The sequence below is a fragment of the Flavobacterium sp. MMS24-S5 genome, from assembly GCF_050320125.1.
In the GTDB taxonomy this organism is placed as follows: domain Bacteria; phylum Bacteroidota; class Bacteroidia; order Flavobacteriales; family Flavobacteriaceae; genus Flavobacterium; species Flavobacterium tyrosinilyticum.
This window is the reverse complement of the sequence record NZ_CP190016.1, coordinates 2,786,349-2,806,170: the sequence shown is the minus strand read 5'-3', so window position 1 is coordinate 2,806,170 and position 19,822 is coordinate 2,786,349. Positions and strand designations below refer to the sequence as shown.

Here is a 19,822-nt window from a genome sequence, read left to right as displayed (position 1 = left end):
ATTGGTACTTTAAAACGTACGTTCAAAGGTACAATATTTTACATTTATAAACTGGCTATGTAAAATATTTAACTTTTAATTGAAAAAAAGGCCTTCAATTATGAAGGCCGTTTTCTTTATTATACTTGAACTCGTTTCCACTTTCCTCTTTTATAGAAAACAATTCCAGCCAAAGTAATCGCAGTTTCAGCAACAGGAATAGCAATAAAAACTCCTGTTGGTCCCATATTAAAATGTTTGGCTAATACATAAGCAAGTGGAATTTGAAACAGCCAAAATCCGAAAAAGTTGATTCCAGTTGGTGTCCAGGTATCTCCTGCTCCATTGAAAGTATTAATTAAAACCATTCCGATTCCGTAGAAAATAAAACCGATGCTCATGATTTGCAATGCTTCAATTGCAATGGTTTTTACTTGCTCATCATTCGTAAAAAACGAAATAATATACTGTCCAAAAACCAACGTAATAATCATAATCGAAGCCATGAAAATTACATTATATCTTGCTGTTGTATAAACCGATTTTTCTGCACGTTCGATTTGTTTGGCTCCTAAATTCTGTCCAACCAAAGTCGCAGCGGCATTACTCAATCCCCAAGCTGGAAGTATGAAAAACATCATAATTCTTAAAGCTGTCTGATAACCTGCAGAACCATGATCACCACCCGTTGTCGCGACTAATTGTGCCAAGAAAATCCAGCTGCAAGATGCTATTACAAACTGCAGAATTCCAGGTGCTGCAATTTTTACCAAAGCTCGTATTTGTTTAAAATCGGGAGCGAAATAAGGTATTTTGATTTTTAAAATGCCGTTTCCAAAAAACAAATGGTAAACCTGATATAAAACTCCAATACTTCTTCCGATAGTGGTTGCCAAAGCTGCACCAACTAGTCCGAAAGCGGGAATTGGCCCTAAACCATTAATTAGAACTGGACACAAAATAATATTACAAATGTTCGCGATCCAAAGACTTTTCATGGCAATGGCTGCATTTCCTGCTCCGCGAAATATTCCGTTTATTAAGAACAAAAGCATAATGCACAAACTAGAGCAAATCATAATCTGAGTAAATCGGAAACCATGTTCTGCAGATTCTACAGAAGATCCCATCAAAATTAAAATTTCTTTGGCATAAATAACCCCGAAGATGCTCATCAAACTGTTAACTGCAAATGCAATTATAATGGCTTGCATTCCAGCTTTTGCTGCAGCGACAGGATCTTTTTCTCCAATTCTTCTTGCCACAACTGCTGTTGCTGCCATACTCATTCCAATTGCGAGAGAATAAATTACTGTTAATACAGATTCGGTCAAACCAACGGTCTGAATGGCAAAACTACTATGTTCTAAATGTCCAACGAAATATAAATCGACTAAAGCAAAAACCGATTCCATCATCATTTCTAAAACCATCGGAATGGCTAGTAGAATTACTGCTTTTTTGATACTCCCAGAAGTATAATCAAAAGACTCGTCGCCTTTTAAGGCTTGTTTTAAAGTGGTAAAAATTTTAGAAAAGAAGCTTTTCTTTATAGATGTTTCTGTCATGATATTTTAGGATAAATAATAAAATTGGTCCAGATGTATCTTAATCTGAACTAAAAAAGTAAACGTAAGTATCCTAATTATTCTAAAAAAATAAAATAGGATTAGGCAGAAACAATCATATGCTGTAGATTTTCAAGGCAGTAAATATAAGTAATATTTCTAAAGAAGAAATTAATCCAGTAATTTTTTACTTACTCGGCTGCTTGCAATTAATGAAGCAACAAACCCTAATGAAATAATGGTCGTCATTACTATTAGAACATTTTCTATTGTAAAAACAACAGGGTAAGCCAAAGTTGGTGTGATCATGATGAGTTCAAACTTCTGCTGTAATAAGACAAGGATTATACCTAAAGCAAGTCCGATTAAACCACCAAAAACACTCAATAAAGTTCCTTGAAGTAAAAATATTTTTCGAAGTCCCGTAATATCCGTCCCTAAGTTGAACAGCGTTTTTAGATTTCCTTTCTTTTCTAAAATCATCATAATCAATGCGCCAATCAAATTAAAAAGAGCCACAATAATTACTAATGTAAAAATCAGATAAACTGCAATGTTTTCGGTATTTAGCATTCTATACAAAGACTCGTTTAGCTGTGCTCTATTTTTTAAAGTGATTTTATTTTTAAAAATAGATTTGAGCTGAGTCTTTACTGCTCCCTCATCTGCGTTTTCTTTTAATTTAAATTCAATTCCAGAGATCTGATTTGGTTTGTACATGAGTAATTCCTGTGCCAATCCTAAATCTGCAAATACATATTTTGAATCTAAATCTTCACTAATCGAATAAATTCCAACAGGTAAAACATCGGTTTTAGTGAACGCTTCTTCTGGATTTTCGATTGCGCCTTTTCCTGGTTTAGGAGCAAAAACCTGAAGTGGGTTTTCAAAATCAAGAATTCCCATTGAGAAATTTTGAGCTAATCCGTAACCAATTACAACCTGATAACTGTCTGGTTTGAGCCACTGTCCATTAAAGAGTTTTTTCTTAATATCGTTAACAACTGGATAAACACTATCAACTCCTTTTAGATAAGTAACTTGCTGTTTGTCTTTAAATAAAAACAAAACACGTTCTTCTATAATTTTGGTATAAGAAGCAACACCATTGATTTTCTTAATTTCGTTTTCCTGATCGGGAGTAAGTAAAAAAGACTTTCCATAAGTATTTGTCAATTTTAAGTCTGGATCAATTTCGTTTGTAAACGAAAGACTAAAAACCTTTAATCCGCTAAAAACAGATAAAACCACAAACAAAGCCATTGTTCCAACAATGATTCCCATGCTGGCAATACGATTGATGATATTGATAGCATTGTTTTTACTGCTGCTAAAAATATAACGTTTGGCTATGTATAAGGGGAAATTCAAATTATGATTTTCTTCTTTTTTCTAAAAGATCTCTGTTTTCTATTGGGTTTTCTTTTCCTGCAAGTGCATTGTCGATTTTCTCGATGTAATCTAATGAATCGTCTATGAAGAATACTAAATTAGGAACACGGCGCAATTGTAAACGTACACGTTGTGATAAATCATGTTTGATTAAAGTGGTATTGGTTTTAATTGCCTCTAAAGTTTCTTTGGCTTTTTCTTGTGGAAAAATACTTAAATATACTGTCGCAACAGATAAATCTGTAGTTACACTCACTTTGGATACAGAAATCACCAAATTTGTAATTCCGTTTTTTCTCACTTCACCTTGCAAAATGTCAACCAGATCTTTCTGAATAACACCGCCTATTTTTTTCTGTCTATTTGTTTCCATACTGCAAAAATACTAAAATTTAGTCGTATTACATGCTCTTTTAATTGTTTTAAAAGCTGATAAAGGTCATGGCTTTTGAGGGAATTATTCTACATATTTGATATAAATATAAAACTAATCTATCATGAAAAAAAGAGAACCAATTAGTCATATTATGACTAAAACTGTAGTGACTGCGAACGAAAAAGATGATCTTAAAAAAGTAGTCGAAAAATTAAAAACACATGCCATACGTCACATTCCGATTGTAAAAGGTAAAGAAGTTGTTGGAATTATTAGCCGAACGGATATAAACCGATTAACTTTTGGAGCTTTATTTGAAGGTCAGGAAAATGCCGATGAAGCGATATTAGAAATGCTAACTATTTCTCAGGTTATGACTTCGAAACCGAAAACAGTATCATCTGACACTATAATAAGAGATTTGGCTGAGATTTTTGTAAAAGAAGATTTTCATGCTCTTCCCGTTGTTGATGAAGGCGAACTTAAAGGGATAGTAACCACAACTGATGTTGTGAAATACTTTTTGGAACAGTACGATTAAATGACTGAAATAAAAAGGGAGCAAAATGCTCCCTCTTATTTTTATCTGCTTTGCAGCCATCCTTCTGGATTATTATTCGATGTGTTTTGAAGAATCAAGAATTTAATAATAGTTTTTCCTGTATCTCCACTTGTTCTTACTTTTCCGATGTTTTGCTTAATAGTCACTTTATCTCCTTGGCTAACCGAAACAGAGCTTAAATTTTGATATACCGTGAAAAAGTCTCCATGCTGAATCACGACTGCTTTATTCACAGGTGATAAAACGATTACTTTAGAAACTTCTCCCGCAAATACTGCTCTAGCGCTTGCCCCGTCTTCTGTTGTAATCTCAACTCCAGAATTATGAACTGTAATTGAAGGATGCAATGGGTGTGGTTGATCTCCATATCCAAGAGAAATAAATCCTTTTTCAACTGGCCATGGTAATCTTCCTCTATTTGCTTTAAAATCTGCAGCTAAAATTTTATCTTCTGGTGTCAATGCAATTTTAGAAGAAGACACTGGTGCTTTTGCTTCGCTAAATCCTGGATTCGCTTTTGCTCTTTCTGCAGCGGCTTTTCTATTGGCTTCAGCAATGGCTTCACGAATTAAACGATCAATTTGTTTATCAATTCTTTTCGCTTCACTTTGTTTTGATCTGATATCTGCAGCAATTTTATTCTTATCCTTTTTAAGGGCATTAACTAATTTCTGCTGTTCTTTTTTCTCTGCTTCCAGCGTAATTTTCTCTTTCTGGTTTTCAGCAATTACCTTCTTTTTTATTTGTCTTTGACCATCCAATTTAGCATTAAAATCTACTAATTGAGCCGTTTTGGACTGAATTTCAAGACCTTGCTTTTTTCTAAAAGCAGTATATTGTTTTAGGTATTGTGCTCTTTTATAAGCTTGTAAGAAACTTTCAGAAGATAAAATGAACATAGCACGGCTCTGTTCAGAACGGCTTTTGTATGATTTTAAAATCATCTCGGCATAATCTTCCTTTAGAACTTTCAATTCTTTTTTAAGTTTATTAACCTGAACCTGATTAATGTACATATCATTACTAATCAGTTTTTCTTGTTTTGCTGTAGTATTGATTAATTTCTCTTTTAGCTTGATTTTGTTTGCCTGAATTAAATATTCATTTACAGCAGATTTCTCTTTTTTTCGAACAGACTGTAGCATCTTTTCGTTATCTCTTATTTCCTGCTGAATTTGAGCTTTACGCTGCTCCAGTTTTTCTTGCTGAGAATCTTGCGCCCATACAAATGTAGTGGCACAAACTAAAACTAGACTTAGGAGAAATTTTGGCATGTTTCTATTTTTATTTTTGCAAATTTACTTAATTGAAACTTTTTTATAACCGCTTGGGACACTATATGGAAAAGAAAGTTCTTCATTAAATGAAATATTGTTGTAATTCAAGTTAATACTTGTTTTTCCTTTTGGCTGTACTGCATTGATTTCGATGCTTGTAGGCAAAGCACCTTGATCAAAATTTTTAGTATCAGAATATGCAATTTGTAAAGTTCTATTTTCTGATGGCTGTGAAATTTCTTCTTTCTGAATTAAATATTTCTCTCCGTCTAAGAAAAAGGTTTTCTTCAAATTGGCATCTTTTTCTTCGTCTAGCCTAAAAAGATTATCTACAATAGTTTGAGTATATTTTCCTTTTCTTAAATCATCAAATGCTTCTCCAACCAACAGATTCTGAACTTTAGAATAATCTAAATCTGTTCCTAACCATTTGCTTAAACTAGTAAAATCACCTTCGTAATATGTACTGTTTATTTTCTCGTAATAACTTACTGCATCAGGTGTTATTAAAGCTTTTGCCATTGTTATTCCTAAGAAACGAATGCTTATTAAAATCTGTTTATCTTTTTCGATTCTAATCTCAGCCGTAACATTTTGGCTTTGTTTTTCATCAACATATTTTGCACTTGCTTTGATGTATAAAGTCGAAAAATCTAACTTATTATCATAATGTTTTTCGATTACTTTTTTGTCTTCTTTTGGTGCAATTGTCTGGCTTGTATTTCCTTGTACTGCTACTGCTTTCGATTTACATGAAATTACAGCAATAGACAATACTAGTATTGATATATATTTTTTCATCTGAATTCTCTTTTTTATTTTTTCTTCTTTAATACTTCATTTGCCTTCAAAAAGTATTCCTCTTTTTTCTTTACATCTCCTAAACCATTGTATGCCTCTCCTAACTGAATATTAAAATTTGATTCTAATTTTAAGTCATCCACCACATAATCAAGACCCATTTCTAAGACGGTTTTTGCATTTTTAAACTGTTTAAGCTGATTACTTCCTAAACCTGCATAGTAATAAAACTGAGCCTGACTCGGATAAACTTCAATCAGCATCATGGCTCTTTTGGTCATGGGCTCGTATTGTTTTGCCTGAGTATAAGCTTCCAGCAATAACATATTGGTTTCAAGATCAGTATCTGAATTTGCTTTTAAATCTTTTTCATAATATTTAATGGCATTTTCAAATTGTCCTTTGCTGTGATAAAATTTTCCAATTTCCTTGGCAACGTCAACATCTTTGTCATTATCAAAGTAAGAAATAGCTTTTTCTAAATCGGCAGAATACTGTGGATTTTTATTTACATAAATCAAAAATTCATTCAAAGTTCTATGTTTGATTTTTGAATCGATTTTTGAACTTGCTAAAATCACATTCATCGATTTTATAGCTTTATCAGCCTGATTGGCATCTAAATAAGTTTTGAATAAACTCACCTGTGCCCATTCAGAATTTGGAATTTCTTTTGCCAATTGCTTTGCTACTTCAAGCGATTTTTCGTTTTCATTACTTTTTGAATATAAGAGAATGAGATTCAAGTAATTTGATTCTTCTTTTGGATCTTTTTTAATCTGTTGAATCAAATTATCAATTTCAGCATTTTGATATTTTCCTTGCGATAAAATCTGTGCTTTGTAAATTTCGCGATCAGAAGATTTTCCGAACTTATCATTCATTTCATTAATCGCGATCAATGCTTTATCATACTGATTGGTAATCATGTACAGCGAAATCAAATCGTCTTTATACTCTTCGTCAAAAGCAATTATTTTTTGAATAATTTCAATTGCCAAAGGATAATTTTTTGTCTCATAACTTACATCGTAAATTCCAAGCCAAAACCATTTGTTTTTAGGATCAAGCTGTGTTGCTTTTTCAAAAGCATCTTGCGCGTTTGGGTATTGCTTAAGCGCCAGATAGTTTTTTCCTAATTCAAAATAAGCAACTGCATCATTGGGTTTCAGTTTGATACATTTCTCCAATGATACAATGGCTTTATCATAATTTTCAATTCCTTTTTGTTTTAAAGATTCATAAAACGAGTCTTGGTATTCGTCTGGTGCCATAGCAATATCTTCGGGTTCTGTCTGTGCAAAAACCGAAAATGATATGCTGAATAAAGCAAAAAACAAAACTGTAAAAACTCTTTTTTTGATCATTTGTAAAAATTAAATTTTAAACAAAACGAAACTTTGCTAATTTTTATTTTATTCTAAAACAGCGTAATCTCCAATGCTGATGCTTGTAAATTTACCATCGTAACTTACATGATTTCCGATCATTGCATTATCAAGATTAGCATTTTTAATTTTAGAATACGTTTGTACCAAACTGTTTTTGATTGTACTGTCTGTTACGTGGCATCCATTTCCAAGAGAAACATTTGGTCCAATTGTCGTATTCTTCAAAACCACATTTTCTCCAATATAACAAGGAGGAATAATTGTTGAATTCTCTAAAGTCACGCCATAATCTACTAAATGTTCTCCGTCATTATGAAGAAAACCTAACATTCTAGTATTCGTTTCAACGGTAACATCTTTGTTTCCGCAGTCCATCCACTCGTCAACACTTCCAGTTTTAAAAACTTTTCCGTTTGCCATCATCGCTTTGATACCATCATTTATCTGGTATTCTCCACCATTCTGAATGTTATTATCCAAAACATTTTGAAGTTCATTTCTTAAAACTCCAACTTCTTTAAAATAATAAATTCCGATAACGGCTAAATCGCTAACAAACTCTTTTGGTTTTTCAACCAATTCTACAATTTCATTATTTTGGTTTAGTTTTACAACACCAAAAGCTTCAGGCTGATCTACTTGTTTTACCCAGATTACAGCATCTGCTTCTGGATCTAATTCAAAATCAGCTCTAATTAAAGTATCTGCATAAGCAATTACAGCTGGTCCAGATAGAGATTCTTTTGCACACATAATCGCATGTCCAGTTCCTAACGGCTGATCCTGGCGGTAAATTGAAGCTTTAGCTCCTAATCCTTTAGCCAAATCTTCTAAGCTTGCTACAACATCGTCTCCAAAGAAAGCTTCATCTCCTAAAATAAAAGCAATTTCTTCAATTGGTTCTTTTAATATTTTGGCAATATCTTCTACTAAGCGGTGTACAATAGATTTTCCGGCAACTGGAATTAATGGTTTTGGAACGGTTAATGTATGAGGCCTCAATCTTGATCCGCGGCCGCCATTGGCACAATTATCTTCATTTTCTTATTTGATTTTATGTGAAGATTTTATAAAAATCTTCATTGGGTTTGGTCTTTCTTTTTTATTATTTCACTCCAGTGCTTCCAAAGCCGCCTTCACCTCTTGATGTTTCAGTAAGTGTTTCAACTTCAATCCATTCTGCTCTTTCGTGTTTTGCAATAATCAGCTGTGCAATTCGTTCTCCATTTTCGATTACAAAATCGTCATTAGATAAATTTACTAAAATTACTCCTATTTCTCCTCTGTAATCTGCATCAATAGTTCCTGGCGAATTCAAAACTGTTACTCCTTTTTTAGCGGCCAGACCGCTTCTTGGTCTTACTTGCGCTTCGTAACCAATTGGCAATTCGATAAAAAGTCCTGTTTTTACGATAGTTCTTTCTAAAGGTTTTAACGTAATTGGTTCTATAATATTGGCCCGTAAATCCATACCTGCAGAAGCAATCGTTTCGTAATTTGGTAAATCGTGCTGTGATTTATTGATAATTTGAATTTTCATTTTTAAATATAAAATTTTTAAAAAGCGTCTTATTTTCTCTTCATTATTCCTTTAATAGTATCTTTTTCAAAATGGTAAACCATATACATAAAAACTAAAAGAAGCGGAATTCCAACATAATATTTTTCTCTAAATCCGTAAAAAGAGATAATTGAAAACAATATTGAAACGCCTAGATAAGCGCCAATTTTGTTCATGTCATAAGGAATTGGGTAATATTTATTTCCTAAAACATAAGAAATAAGCATCATACTTCCGTAGGCTGAAATGGTTGCAATTGCAGAACCATAATAGCTGTATTTCGGAATTAATAGATAATTTAAAATCAAGGTAACAATTGCTCCTACAATAGAAATGTAAGCTCCTATTTTTGTTTTATCAGTTAGTTTGTACCAAACCGATAAATTGTTGTAAATCCCTAAAAAGAAATTTGCCAAAATAATTAATGGCACAACTTTCATGGCTTCCCAATACGATTTATTGTCTAATAACAAATATTTCAAAACGTCGGCGAAAACAATTACACCTAATAAAATCAATGATCCTAAAATCACGAAATACTTGGTAATTACCGCATAAGTCTGCGGTGCGTTTTCATTTTTAGCATGACTAAAAAAGAATGGCTCAATACCTAATCTAAAAGCAGTTGCAAAAAGAACCATAAATAGTCCTAGTTTGTAACAAGCAGAATAAGCTCCAACTTCAGACTTTGCTAAATTTTCTGGAAGTAAATATCCTAATAGAATTTTATCGAAGTGTTCATTTACTGCAAACGCTAGTCCAGCCACTAAAATAGGCAATCCATACTTCATCATTTTCTTCCAAAGCACAGGATTCGAATTTTCGCCCAAGCGAAAGATAATTTGGAGAAAGTACAATAAAAGTTGCCAAACTTGCCAAAAGGTTTGCAATGAAAATATAAGCAATTTGGAAATTTTGTACATATAAATTATCCCAAACAGAATTCGGATTTTCTGCTGCCAATTTTGGCAGATAAATCAAGAAAAATATATTCAGCAATAAGTTTATCACCACATTTCCAATCTTGATTGCCGCATAAACCATTGGTCTCTGATTAGCCCTAAGTTTAGAAAACGGAATTAAAACCAGCGCATCTAAAACTAAAATCCAAACGGTATAAGTAATATATTGAACATCAACTTCGGCTAGATTTGCCAGCGTATTTCTAAAAATTAATCCAACAAAAAGAAAGATTATTGAGGTCCAAAATATAGAAATGGTAGACGTTGCGATTACATTCTTCTTGTCCTCTTCGGCACTGTAAAATCTAAAAAAAGCAGTTTCCATTCCGTAAGAAAGAACTACGTTAAAGAAAACCATCCAAGACAATACAATTGAAACTTCACCATACTCAGCTGTAGGCAAAATTCCTGTATATAATCTCACTAATAAAAAACTTAGCATTCTAGGTAAAACTGTAGCCAGTCCGTAAATTGCCGTTTGCTTGAATAGATTTTTATATAATCCCAAAATATAATTCTAATAATGTTTGTAAGACAAAAATAACCATTTCTTTTGTTTAATGGAGCTTTTGTTGATGCAATAAAGAAAACTTATGATCGTTTTTAGACAGTCATTTTCTTTTCATCTAAAATTTTGACAAAATGAAATCCTTTTGGAGCATAACCTTGGTTATAATAAAATCTATGCGCTCCAAAATTTCCCGTAAAAGCATCCAAGACTATACTGCTGCAATTTAACTCAATTGCTTTTTTCTCTATATAATCGGTAAGCAATTTTCCGATTCCTTTAGATCGATGATCTGGATTAACAACAAAATTGTCAATTTCTAGATATTTTCCCGTCCACAGTTTTGTAGCCGACCAGCAACCTGTTAGACCGAGACAAATATCATCTTCAAATATTGCAATCTGAATATAGTTATGCGGAACCATTTCAGAAAGAAATGATTCATACTTTTCTAGAGATATATTAGGATATAGAAATCGAATTGTATTGATTTGAGCCACCATTTCCTCAATGGTCGTAAGCTCTTTTATTTGTAAAGCCATTATTTAAAAATGAAATAGAATTCAAAAATACTCAAAATATAATCACGAAAGAATCTGTTTTTCCATCATAGATCTATTCTACTTAAACGTCTTTAACTAATTTATTGGACATTGATTGTATTACAGAAAAAATAAATGCACATTTTATACGTTTTATATAAGATTATACGTTTTATATAAGAGCAATTGCTTTAAAAAACTTCTCGATAACAGACAAAACTGAGGAATGTCTAGGCAAATTACTGAAACAAGTAATAATATTTCAACAATATACTTACTCACAGATAATTACAACTATTTTTTAACACAACATGTGAAATATATAAAACAAACATGAAAATTATGTAACATTTTTTTTACAGTCTTTTTTTAAATTTGTCTCAAAGGGAATGAGAAAAGCTAGTAACAACCCTTCATAAAAAAGAAAGCACTGGGACTAATAAAGCTTGTTTGTTCCCATAAAAGACAAAGCATAAGGGATTGATTCAGCTGTATTGTAACCCTAACAAAAACAGAGCACTGGGACTGATAAAGCTTGTTTGTTCCCAAGAAAGACAAAGCACAAGGGATTGATTCTGCTGTATTGTAACCCTTAAAAAAACAGAGCATTGGGACTAATAAAGCTAGTTTGTTCCCATGAAAGACAAAGCACGCAGAGTTATCTGTCTATTTTTATAAAATGGTAGTGATTCTCAACTTAACTGTAATTTGAGAATCACCATTTTATAAAATTATTTTTAAAAAAGAATAAAACTTCCAATAAAAAATTAGCCAGCAAATATTTGCTGGCTAATTTTTTGTCAAGAATCGAAATTATATTCAATTTCTTTTAACTCGGGAACATCATCATCTGTTAATTTTTTTAAAGTATCACTGTTTAATTCTTTTAAAGTTATAATTCTATTGGCTTGATTTTGCACACATTTTTCGAATACGTTACGTGCCAATCTCGCGTTTCCAAAGTTTTCGGTTTTATTTCTATATAATAATTCAAAAGTATCTGTTAGTTTTTCTTTAGCTTCATCAGAAATTATAAAATCTGATTTTAAACAAAACGACTCAAAAATTGCATATAATTGATTGGAAGTAAAATCTTTAAAATAAAAATATCTATTAAAACGAGAGCGCAGTCCTTGGTTCGATTCTATAAAAATTTTCATTGGTTGTGTATATCCCGCCACTACAACTGCCAGATCTTTGCGGTTGTCTTCCATTCTTTTTAACAAAATATTTACCGCTTCAGATCCGTAATCATTGCCAAGTGTATTTTGTGTCAAGGCATAAGCCTCGTCTATAAATAGCACACCCCCAATACTTGAGTTTACCACGTTGTTTACTTTCGTGGCCGTTTGTCCAACATATCCAGCAATGAGTCCTTCTCTATCTGTTTCGTATAATTGTCCTTTAGATAAAAACCCTAAATGCTTGAAAATTCTGCTTAACAATCTTGCAACTGTTGTTTTACCTGTTCCTGGGGGCCAAGAAAAACAGTGTGTAATGTTATCTCAATATTCTTTAACCCATCTCTTGATCTCTTTTTTTGGATTTCTAATAAATTAATAAGTTTTTCAATATCTTTTTTAACTTCATCAAGACCTATCAAGTCATTTAATTCTTGAAGCACTTTTTCTAACGTATCATTTTCTAAAACTTCACTTATTGCTTTATTTTTTTCAAATTCAGAACTTGACTTTATTCCAAAAAAATCTTTGAATTTGTCAACGTTATTAAATTTTTGATCAAAAGCATATTCAATAAAATTTTTATACTTTTTGATGATTTCTTCCTGTCTTGCATCATTTAATTCTTCTAACAAAAAATACTGTTGCTTTGTGTCTTTTGCCAGTGAAATGGTATTATCCTGAATGATATTTTGAAAAATCTTTTTAAATTCATTTGAAAAAATCAATTGATTTAATGCTTTAGATGAATCTTGATCGGCAAAATGTTTATTTCGTAAAACATCATAGTAATAAGCCATTACAAATTGTGCTTTCTCATTTTGCTTTATTTCGATCTTAAAAAGAGTAATAAAATCTGCCAGAAAAAAAAGCTCTGTTTTTAGTAATTTCCCTTGAGATTCACTGTTTTTGCATTCGTTTATCTTTACAATAAAATCTTGATCTTGATTTAATACATCGCAAATTTCAAGAATGCTTCTTGTTTCATTTTCTAGCTTTTTAATAAATGAAGCCGTAAAAACGGCTTCATTATCATTTGTATTTAGCTCTAAATATTTTTTTAAAGACAAAAATGAATCTTCTATAATTGAGATTGGATTTTTTTTCATTGCCCAATATTTTAAGAAATCATCATTTGATGAATAATTTCTTTTGATAATTTTAAATGATCTTCGCAATATTCTTTCCAGGCTAATCCCATTTCTCTTAAATCATATTTGGCTACAATTGTTCCGTACGATTGTTGTACTCCGTTTACTGTTGGGTATCCTATTATATAAATTACCTGCGCTAATTCCAGTGCTAAATCAATATCATGTGTAGAAAAAATAACAGTATTAAATTCAGAAGAGTTTCCAAGTAATTCAAATGCTTTTTTCACTTCTTCTATGTTTCCAACATCAAGGCCTGAGAAAGGTTCATCTAAAACGATAAACTGATCTGATGAAAATAACTGTTCAATTATTGCTGTTCTTTGTCTTTGTCCTCCAGAAAGTTCATTAGGATATTTATCGGCACAATTCATTAAACCCCATTCGTTTAAATACTGATTAATCTTTCCTTCTTTATCACTATTTGAAAGATTTGTTTTTCTTAAAGAAAATTGAAGTGATTCCCGAACTGTTTTATGTCTGAACAAAGTATATTTTTGATCTACAAATCCAATGTCGCCTTCGTGTATTGTTTTTGCCATATTGGGTGCAGGATTTTCAAAATCTTTAATTAAAATTTTCCCTGACGTAGGAGATACTAATCCTGTAAGTGCTTTAAAAAAAGTAGATTTTCCACGGCCAGATCTCCCAACAAAAGCCAAAACTTGTCCTGTACAATCACTTTCTTCCCGAACAACATCTTTTTCTGTAATATTTATATCTTTAATAATAATGTTATTGTCGTATGCAACGCTAAGATTTTCTACATATAGTAGTGTCTCTTTAAATTCGTATTTCATAATTATATTTTTGAATATCTAAATATTGCTTTTCTTAAAAAATTGATTGCGGAATCTAATCCCAAACCAATTAATAAAATGATGATTTGTAATGCAATTATACGTCCGGTATTCATGAATTTATCTGAATTTTTAATTAAAAACCCCAATCCTCCAGAAGCCACTACAATAGATTCAACCGTAACAAGCATCATCCAGGTTATCGCCAGATTTTGTCTAATTACATCAATTACATAATCTAGCCTCCCTAAAATAATTACCTGCCAAAGCACTTCCCATCGCGTACATTTCAACATTTTGGCATGATCAAATTCTTCTTGCGGAATATCTTTAACTACTGCAATTAGAGATGTCGTTAAAAATGTAGTCAGGAAAATAACTAATATCCATACCTGCATCATTCTCGCTTCATGAATAACCATTGTAATGTAAAATGAAAGACCTGTAAAAGGCAAAAACCTAAATTTGGTTATAAATTCAGATACCGGTTTTAATAATGGGATTGGCCACAAATAAGCAAATAACAATGATATTATTGTAGCTAAAAAAATAGAGATGAAACACAGTTTTAAAGAATTAAAAATATGCACGACCAAACCTTCTTTATACAATTCTGTAAAGCCAGTTAATACTTGGCTTGGCGAAGGAAAAAGATGTTTTTGCCCAGATGTTCCTATAAACCAAAACGCTATCAAAAGAACCAACCATGCAGTTATAATAACGGTTCTGTTGATTTTTGATGTTTTTTCAAAGGGAATAAAATATTTTATCATAATTATAGAAGAAGGCCATCATAAGACAGCCTTCTATATTTAATTTTTATTTTAAGAAAGTAATGACAACTCGTCTATTTAATGCTTTTCCAGAAGCAGAATTATTATCGGCAACTGGATCGCTTTGCCCTTTTCCGTCAACCATTTGAAAACGACTTGCCGGAATTCCTTTTTGCTTTAAATAATTTACAACTGCTTCAGCTCTGCTTTTTGACAATGCTAAATTGGCATCTGGATTTCCAACATTATCTGTATGTCCAACAACTGTAAGCTTTGTATTTTCTGCCTGAACCAAAAGATTATAAATTCTTTCAACTTCTTTACTTGATGAACTTGAAATTTCGGCACTTCCTGTATTAAAGTTAATTTTCCATTCTCCAGAAGCTACAACCTCAGTAGCTTTGTTACTGTAGTCTGCTTTATCTGCAGAAGTTGATTCAATATCATTAATATTTTTAAGAAAGAATAAATTTACTGCTTCATCATACGAAACAGGAGTTCCTACATTTTCATTAAATCCAAACGGATTCAATTCTGTCAAATATCCCGAAACCTGATTGTAAACCGATTTATATCTGTTAACTCCATCAGATAAACCAAAATACTGCATTGCATCAGCATAATTAAATACTTTTGAACCTCCCATATTGTAAGTCAATCCGTTTTTAGTTTCTTGCTGTCCTTTAAACATTTTATACCAATATTCTGGAGTTTCAATTTGGTAAGTATCTGCAACTGCCTGCGAAGCTCTTACTTTCCAATCTTCATAATTTTTCATTTGATTTGAAGCCGTAAGTGCCGATTTTAAAATATTCGAAACAATTTCAGGATTTTTTTCTGCCCATTCTTTTACTCCAATAACTACTGTTGGCATCTGGTTATTAAATTCTTTTGTAGAAACAATATCTACAAAACCAGATAATCTGTCAAAAACAGTTTTATCACCAGGTGTCCAAGTCGCACAGCCGTCAATTTTTCTATTTACAGATTTTCCTGTTAACTTACCGTTTACAACTTCTTTCAATGTTACAGTCCATCCTGTAGTCTGCGATTTAATCAATTCTTCAGCAGATTTGATATAGTCATCATTTTCAGATGGATAAATATTTACGGCTTCGGCATCATAAGTAGTCGGATCTGGATTTACTTTTAAACCGTTTACAAAACAATAATTTACTGTTGTAACCCAGTCACCATCACCAAGAACGGCAGAAATAACTGAACCTTTCATAGACTTTGGATCAGATTTCCAATTTGGCGGGCCAATCAATTTATCTTCTCCATTACTCATTCCAACAACACCTAAAACTTGTACATGGTATTTATTTTTACCATATTTTTCATTTAGTGATTTTTGCATAGAGCTAATGTAAAACGGCGCGCCATCTCCCATCATCATAATAGCAAAAGCACTTTTATTTGAAGATGGATAAGCTTCTCCCTTATCAAATTCTTCGATAAATTTCATTTGCATATTGCGTAATTCCGAAAGCCAGTCTTGACGAATAATTTCAAGATTAACTCCGTTTTTTTCCATCAAAGAACCTTTTGTTGTTTTTGGCCTTCCGTTAGAAACAATAATTCCAGATTGAGCATTCCATGCATACGCTGCAATTCTTACTAATGGTTTATTAGTAACTTCTGTAGAAACTTCTTTAGACGGAAGAGCAATTTTTTCAGCGTTCATTACATTATTAACATCCTGTTGATTAAGATCAATACCGCTTAATTGTTTTGACACAGCAGTTTTCAACCCTGGAGATAAATAATAAATTCCCCCTAAAACAACTCCAATTGCTACAATAACAATCAGTAATTCTGAAAATGTAGTTAACTTTTGTGTTCTTAAAATTTTTCCCATTATATATTTGAATTTTATTTATTCTTTATTAAAAAATATCGCCAAAACCTCCGCTTGACAATTTATCTTCCTTCGTCATTTTATAATTTGGTCCAGAATATTTTGTAGAATCCGGAATTGTATTATTTCCGGTTTTAATTTCATCTGCCAAAGAGTCCAATCTTGAGTAGAGTTCATCGTTATCAACAGAATACTTAGAAGTCAAAGCATCAATATCTATTAAGTTCTCAGAAGTCTTTGCTATATCCAGAGCAATTGTTGAAGTCACAACTTCCAAGGCATATTCCAATTCCCAATCCTTTGTAAACATCATAGCGCTTTTTGCACTTTCTGTAGCTTCTCTGGCATTTTTTGCAAATTCATATTCTTTTTGAAGCATTTTGACCGTCGCATCAAAATCTGCAATTTTGATGTCTATTGCTGTTCCTGCCAAAGTCAATTTTCTATCCATTTTTCCAAGCACGTTTGCTCTTACTCCATATTTTTGAATAAAGCTTTTGCTTTGCTCATATTGCGTTGAAATTCTTTGAGATTCACTAAGCTTTTTGGCCAACTCACTTTGCAAAGCCACATATTCATCTGTATCTTTAGCTGCGAGACCATTTACTTTCACCATTTCATCCATTGCCGATTTTAATTTTTCTGACTGACGCTGTAAACTCAAAACATCATCTTGAAAAGATTTTGCTTCTTTTTCAGATTTATTGGCTTCGATCTCCATGTCATTTTTCAATCCTTTTAACTTGGCTTTTGTGTTTTTAAAAACCTCACGGTTCTTGATCATTTTTTGTTTTTGCTCTTCCAATTCATTAAAAGGATTGCTTTGAATTAGAGCTTTGTGAATATTTTTTGTGGCAAAACGAAGCGCTTTGTTAATGACCGGAGCCATCATAATTAGAAAAACCAAAAAAACACCCGTTGCAGATAATGCAATAGCTTGTCCAAGCATTGTAAATAATGGCGGAATAATATAAGTCCAGACTAAATAACCTCCCATACCAAGCAAACCAATCGCTAAAGCAAGATATAGTCCTTTTTCCCCTTTTTTAAGATCTGCTGTTTTTAAAGCAATTTCGCCCTTTGATTCATCAAAGTGTTTTAATATTGGTAATGATAAAAGTGTACTTTTTTCTTGTTCGTACTTATCCATGTCTTTATAAATATTGATTGATTCCTGTAACTACAGTATTTATTGATGCTAAAATCTTTTGTCTTGATAGATCGTTGGCTTCTATTTTCAATTGAATTTCTAAAAGCTGTTTTTCATTATTTGGATCCATTTTCTGAAGTTCTATCTTTTTTAATTCGAGCTCCTTTTGCAATTCAACTATTTTAGTCTCTAATTCTGTCACACTTTTAGAAAGATTATTTTTTTCCTGTGTGATTGAATTGTCTAACTCCTTCTTTTTTGCTAGACCAACAACATTGTATTTTTCGTAAACCTTTTCAATTTCAGCTATATAAAAATTTGCCTTCTCTAAGAGAAACTCTTTTGTTAATTCTGAATTTATAGATTTACCCATCGCAAAAGCCATTTGGTAGCTTTGTGCGTTAGAACTTCCAACAGCTAAAACTGATTTATACATTTCAAAAAAATCAAATCCTTCTATGTTCAAAGAATTGAATCCTTTTTCATAAACATCGAAAACTTCGCTTAAAAAAGGATTCGACGAATTTGAATTGTATATCTCCTCATTATGAATCGGGAACTGGTTACTTAAATTTACTGAAGTCTGTTTTTCTCTTACAAATTCAGATTTCTCATTGCTACTCTCTTCTTCATTTATAAAGAGCTTTTTCCAATTAAAACTATCGTTTGCCATTATTGCTTGTTTTCTTTAGCTCCAATAATAAATTTGATTATTGAACATGAATAAATAAATGGCAAAAATATACTTTTAAATTAAATTATAAAGTTTTTCTTTCAATTTAAATTTAAACTTAAAAAATTACTTACAATTATTTAAACAGTCTTAGGAAAATAATAAGAAAGCAATTCTAAGATTTTTTATTAAACGAAGTAAAGTGGCTATAAAAGCGTTGGAAATAATATTAGAAAATAGATTTTATAGTGTTAATTGCAATCTATGTCTTGTACAAAATAAAAATCAATAATTCTTACAAAATAAGTGATTGATTCAAAAGTGTAGATTTTTTGTACTTCGAAAAAAAACAAAAAAAAAAGGCCAGCATAATTTGCTGGCCTTCTAATTATATTTAATGAATTAATTATCCATTCAAAGCTTCTGCTCCACCAACGATCTCCAAAATCTCACTTGTAATCGCAGCTTGACGAGCTTTGTTATAAGTTAATTTTAATTGGTTTCTTAAAGCTGTTGCGTTATCTGTTGCTTTGTGCATTGCAGTCATACGCGCTCCGTGCTCAGAAGCAAATGAATCACGAATACCTTTGTACAATTGCGTTTTTAAAGACTTAGGAATTAAAGCCAATACAATTTCTTCTTTTCCTGGTTCAAAAATATAATCTCCAGAAACAGCAGCACCATCAGTATTAATAGGCGCTAACGGTAAAAACTGCTCTACCTGAACAATCTGAGTAGCAGCATTTTTAAACTGATTGTATACTAACTCAATTCTATCGTATTCTCCAGATAAGAATTTCTCAGTCAAATTATCTGCAATTCCAGCAACATTTTCAAATGTTAAATGATCAAAGATTGCATTATGATGACCGTGAATTTTATGTGTTTTAACTAAAGCATCACCACCTTTTTTACCAATGGCAAAAACGTCAACTTGCTTTCCAGCATAAAATTCAGTACGATTTTTAATCTCTTTAATAATATTTGAATTGAAAGCACCACAAAGACCTCTGTTTGAGGTTACGGCAACTAACAATACTTTTTTTACTTCACGCTGTGTAGTGTAATCTCCTCCTATTTCACCTTCTAGTGTAGCAGAAAGATCTTGCAATAACTCCGTTAATTTCTCGGCATAAGGACGCATTGCAGTGATTGCATCTTGTGCTTTCTTCAGCTTTGCAGCAGAAACCATTTTCATAGCCGATGTAATCTGCATCGTCGATGAAACGGAAGTAATTCTATTACGGATTTCCTTTAAATTTGCCATCTATTAATTAGAAAATGCGACAATTTTAAAATTAGATAATTAGAATA

At 31.9% G+C, this 19,822-nt stretch carries 17 protein-coding genes and 2 pseudogenes; 1 reads left to right on the top strand and 18 read right to left on the bottom strand.

The window, feature by feature from the left end; genetic code table 11:
• Positions 1-119 precede the first annotated feature (119 nt).
• The 3 genes from ACPWTF_RS12970 to rbfA form a co-directional block, all read right to left on the bottom strand.
• Positions 120-1,547, bottom strand: a complete 1,428-nt coding sequence (locus ACPWTF_RS12970) for an MATE family efflux transporter (protein ID WP_427871435.1) — start codon at positions 1,545-1,547, stop codon at positions 120-122.
• Between the two features lie 171 nt (positions 1,548-1,718).
• Positions 1,719-2,918, bottom strand: coding sequence for an ABC transporter permease (locus ACPWTF_RS12965; RefSeq protein ID WP_427871434.1), 1,200 nt, complete (start codon positions 2,916-2,918; stop codon positions 1,719-1,721).
• Position 2,919: 1 nt separating this feature from the next.
• Positions 2,920-3,312, bottom strand: coding sequence for a 30S ribosome-binding factor RbfA (rbfA, locus tag ACPWTF_RS12960; RefSeq protein WP_095930618.1), 393 nt, complete (start codon positions 3,310-3,312; stop codon positions 2,920-2,922).
• 124 nt (positions 3,313-3,436) lie between these two features.
• On the opposite strand from rbfA, the gene ACPWTF_RS12955 reads away from it, so the two are divergent.
• Positions 3,437-3,856 carry a CBS domain-containing protein gene (locus tag ACPWTF_RS12955; RefSeq protein WP_427871433.1) on the top strand — a complete coding sequence of 140 codons (420 nt, stop codon included), beginning with the start codon at positions 3,437-3,439 and terminating at the stop codon, positions 3,854-3,856.
• A gap of 41 nt (positions 3,857-3,897) precedes the next feature.
• Here ACPWTF_RS12955 and ACPWTF_RS12950 read toward each other — a convergent pair whose 3' ends face one another.
• The 15 genes and pseudogenes from ACPWTF_RS12950 to atpG form a co-directional block, all read right to left on the bottom strand.
• Positions 3,898-5,151: a murein hydrolase activator EnvC family protein gene (locus ACPWTF_RS12950; protein ID WP_427871432.1), complete on the bottom strand. Its 1,254-nt coding sequence runs from the start codon at positions 5,149-5,151 to the stop codon at positions 3,898-3,900.
• Between the two features lie 24 nt (positions 5,152-5,175).
• Positions 5,176-5,955: a DUF4292 domain-containing protein gene (locus ACPWTF_RS12945; protein WP_427871431.1), complete on the bottom strand. Its 780-nt coding sequence runs from the start codon at positions 5,953-5,955 to the stop codon at positions 5,176-5,178.
• A gap of 14 nt (positions 5,956-5,969) precedes the next feature.
• On the bottom strand, positions 5,970-7,322 hold the full coding sequence (locus ACPWTF_RS12940) for a tetratricopeptide repeat protein (RefSeq protein ID WP_427871430.1): 1,353 nt from the start codon (positions 7,320-7,322) through the stop codon (positions 5,970-5,972).
• Positions 7,323-7,370: 48 nt separating this feature from the next.
• A pseudogene (locus ACPWTF_RS12935) lies at positions 7,371-8,386 on the bottom strand (sugar phosphate nucleotidyltransferase).
• Positions 8,387-8,451: 65 nt separating this feature from the next.
• Positions 8,452-8,886: a dUTP diphosphatase gene (gene dut, locus ACPWTF_RS12930; RefSeq protein WP_198855027.1), complete on the bottom strand. Its 435-nt coding sequence runs from the start codon at positions 8,884-8,886 to the stop codon at positions 8,452-8,454.
• 29 nt (positions 8,887-8,915) lie between these two features.
• Positions 8,916-10,377, bottom strand: a pseudogene (locus ACPWTF_RS12925) (lipopolysaccharide biosynthesis protein).
• 95 nt (positions 10,378-10,472) lie between these two features.
• On the bottom strand, positions 10,473-10,919 hold the full coding sequence (locus ACPWTF_RS12920; RefSeq protein WP_427871429.1) for a GNAT family N-acetyltransferase: 447 nt from the start codon (positions 10,917-10,919) through the stop codon (positions 10,473-10,475).
• Between the two features lie 800 nt (positions 10,920-11,719).
• Entirely contained in the window at positions 11,720-12,364 is a 645-nt protein-coding gene (locus ACPWTF_RS12915) for an AAA family ATPase (RefSeq protein ID WP_427871428.1), read from the bottom strand.
• On the bottom strand, positions 12,358-13,209 hold the full coding sequence (locus tag ACPWTF_RS12910; RefSeq protein ID WP_427871427.1) for a hypothetical protein: 852 nt from the start codon (positions 13,207-13,209) through the stop codon (positions 12,358-12,360). The genes ACPWTF_RS12915 and ACPWTF_RS12910 overlap by 7 nt, the downstream gene beginning before the upstream one ends.
• 11 nt (positions 13,210-13,220) lie before the next feature.
• On the bottom strand, positions 13,221-14,051 hold the full coding sequence (locus ACPWTF_RS12905) for an ATP-binding cassette domain-containing protein (RefSeq protein ID WP_427871426.1): 831 nt from the start codon (positions 14,049-14,051) through the stop codon (positions 13,221-13,223).
• A gap of 2 nt (positions 14,052-14,053) precedes the next feature.
• A complete protein-coding gene (locus ACPWTF_RS12900; protein ID WP_427871425.1) occupies positions 14,054-14,824 on the bottom strand; it encodes an ABC transporter permease in 771 nt (256 codons plus the stop codon).
• A 46-nt stretch (positions 14,825-14,870) separates the two neighbouring features.
• Entirely contained in the window at positions 14,871-16,685 is a 1,815-nt protein-coding gene (locus ACPWTF_RS12895) for an OmpA family protein (protein ID WP_427871424.1), read from the bottom strand.
• Between the two features lie 28 nt (positions 16,686-16,713).
• Positions 16,714-17,835 carry a hypothetical protein gene (locus ACPWTF_RS12890; RefSeq protein WP_427871423.1) on the bottom strand — a complete coding sequence of 374 codons (1,122 nt, stop codon included), beginning with the start codon at positions 17,833-17,835 and terminating at the stop codon, positions 16,714-16,716.
• Positions 17,836-17,839: 4 nt separating this feature from the next.
• The gene (locus ACPWTF_RS12885; RefSeq protein ID WP_427871422.1) at positions 17,840-18,508 is read right to left on the bottom strand and encodes a hypothetical protein; all 669 of its coding nucleotides are present in this window, start codon (positions 18,506-18,508) and stop codon (positions 17,840-17,842) included.
• A 406-nt stretch (positions 18,509-18,914) separates the two neighbouring features.
• Entirely contained in the window at positions 18,915-19,775 is an 861-nt protein-coding gene (gene atpG / locus ACPWTF_RS12880; RefSeq protein WP_427871421.1) for an ATP synthase F1 subunit gamma, read from the bottom strand.
• Positions 19,776-19,822: the final 47 nt, after the last annotated feature.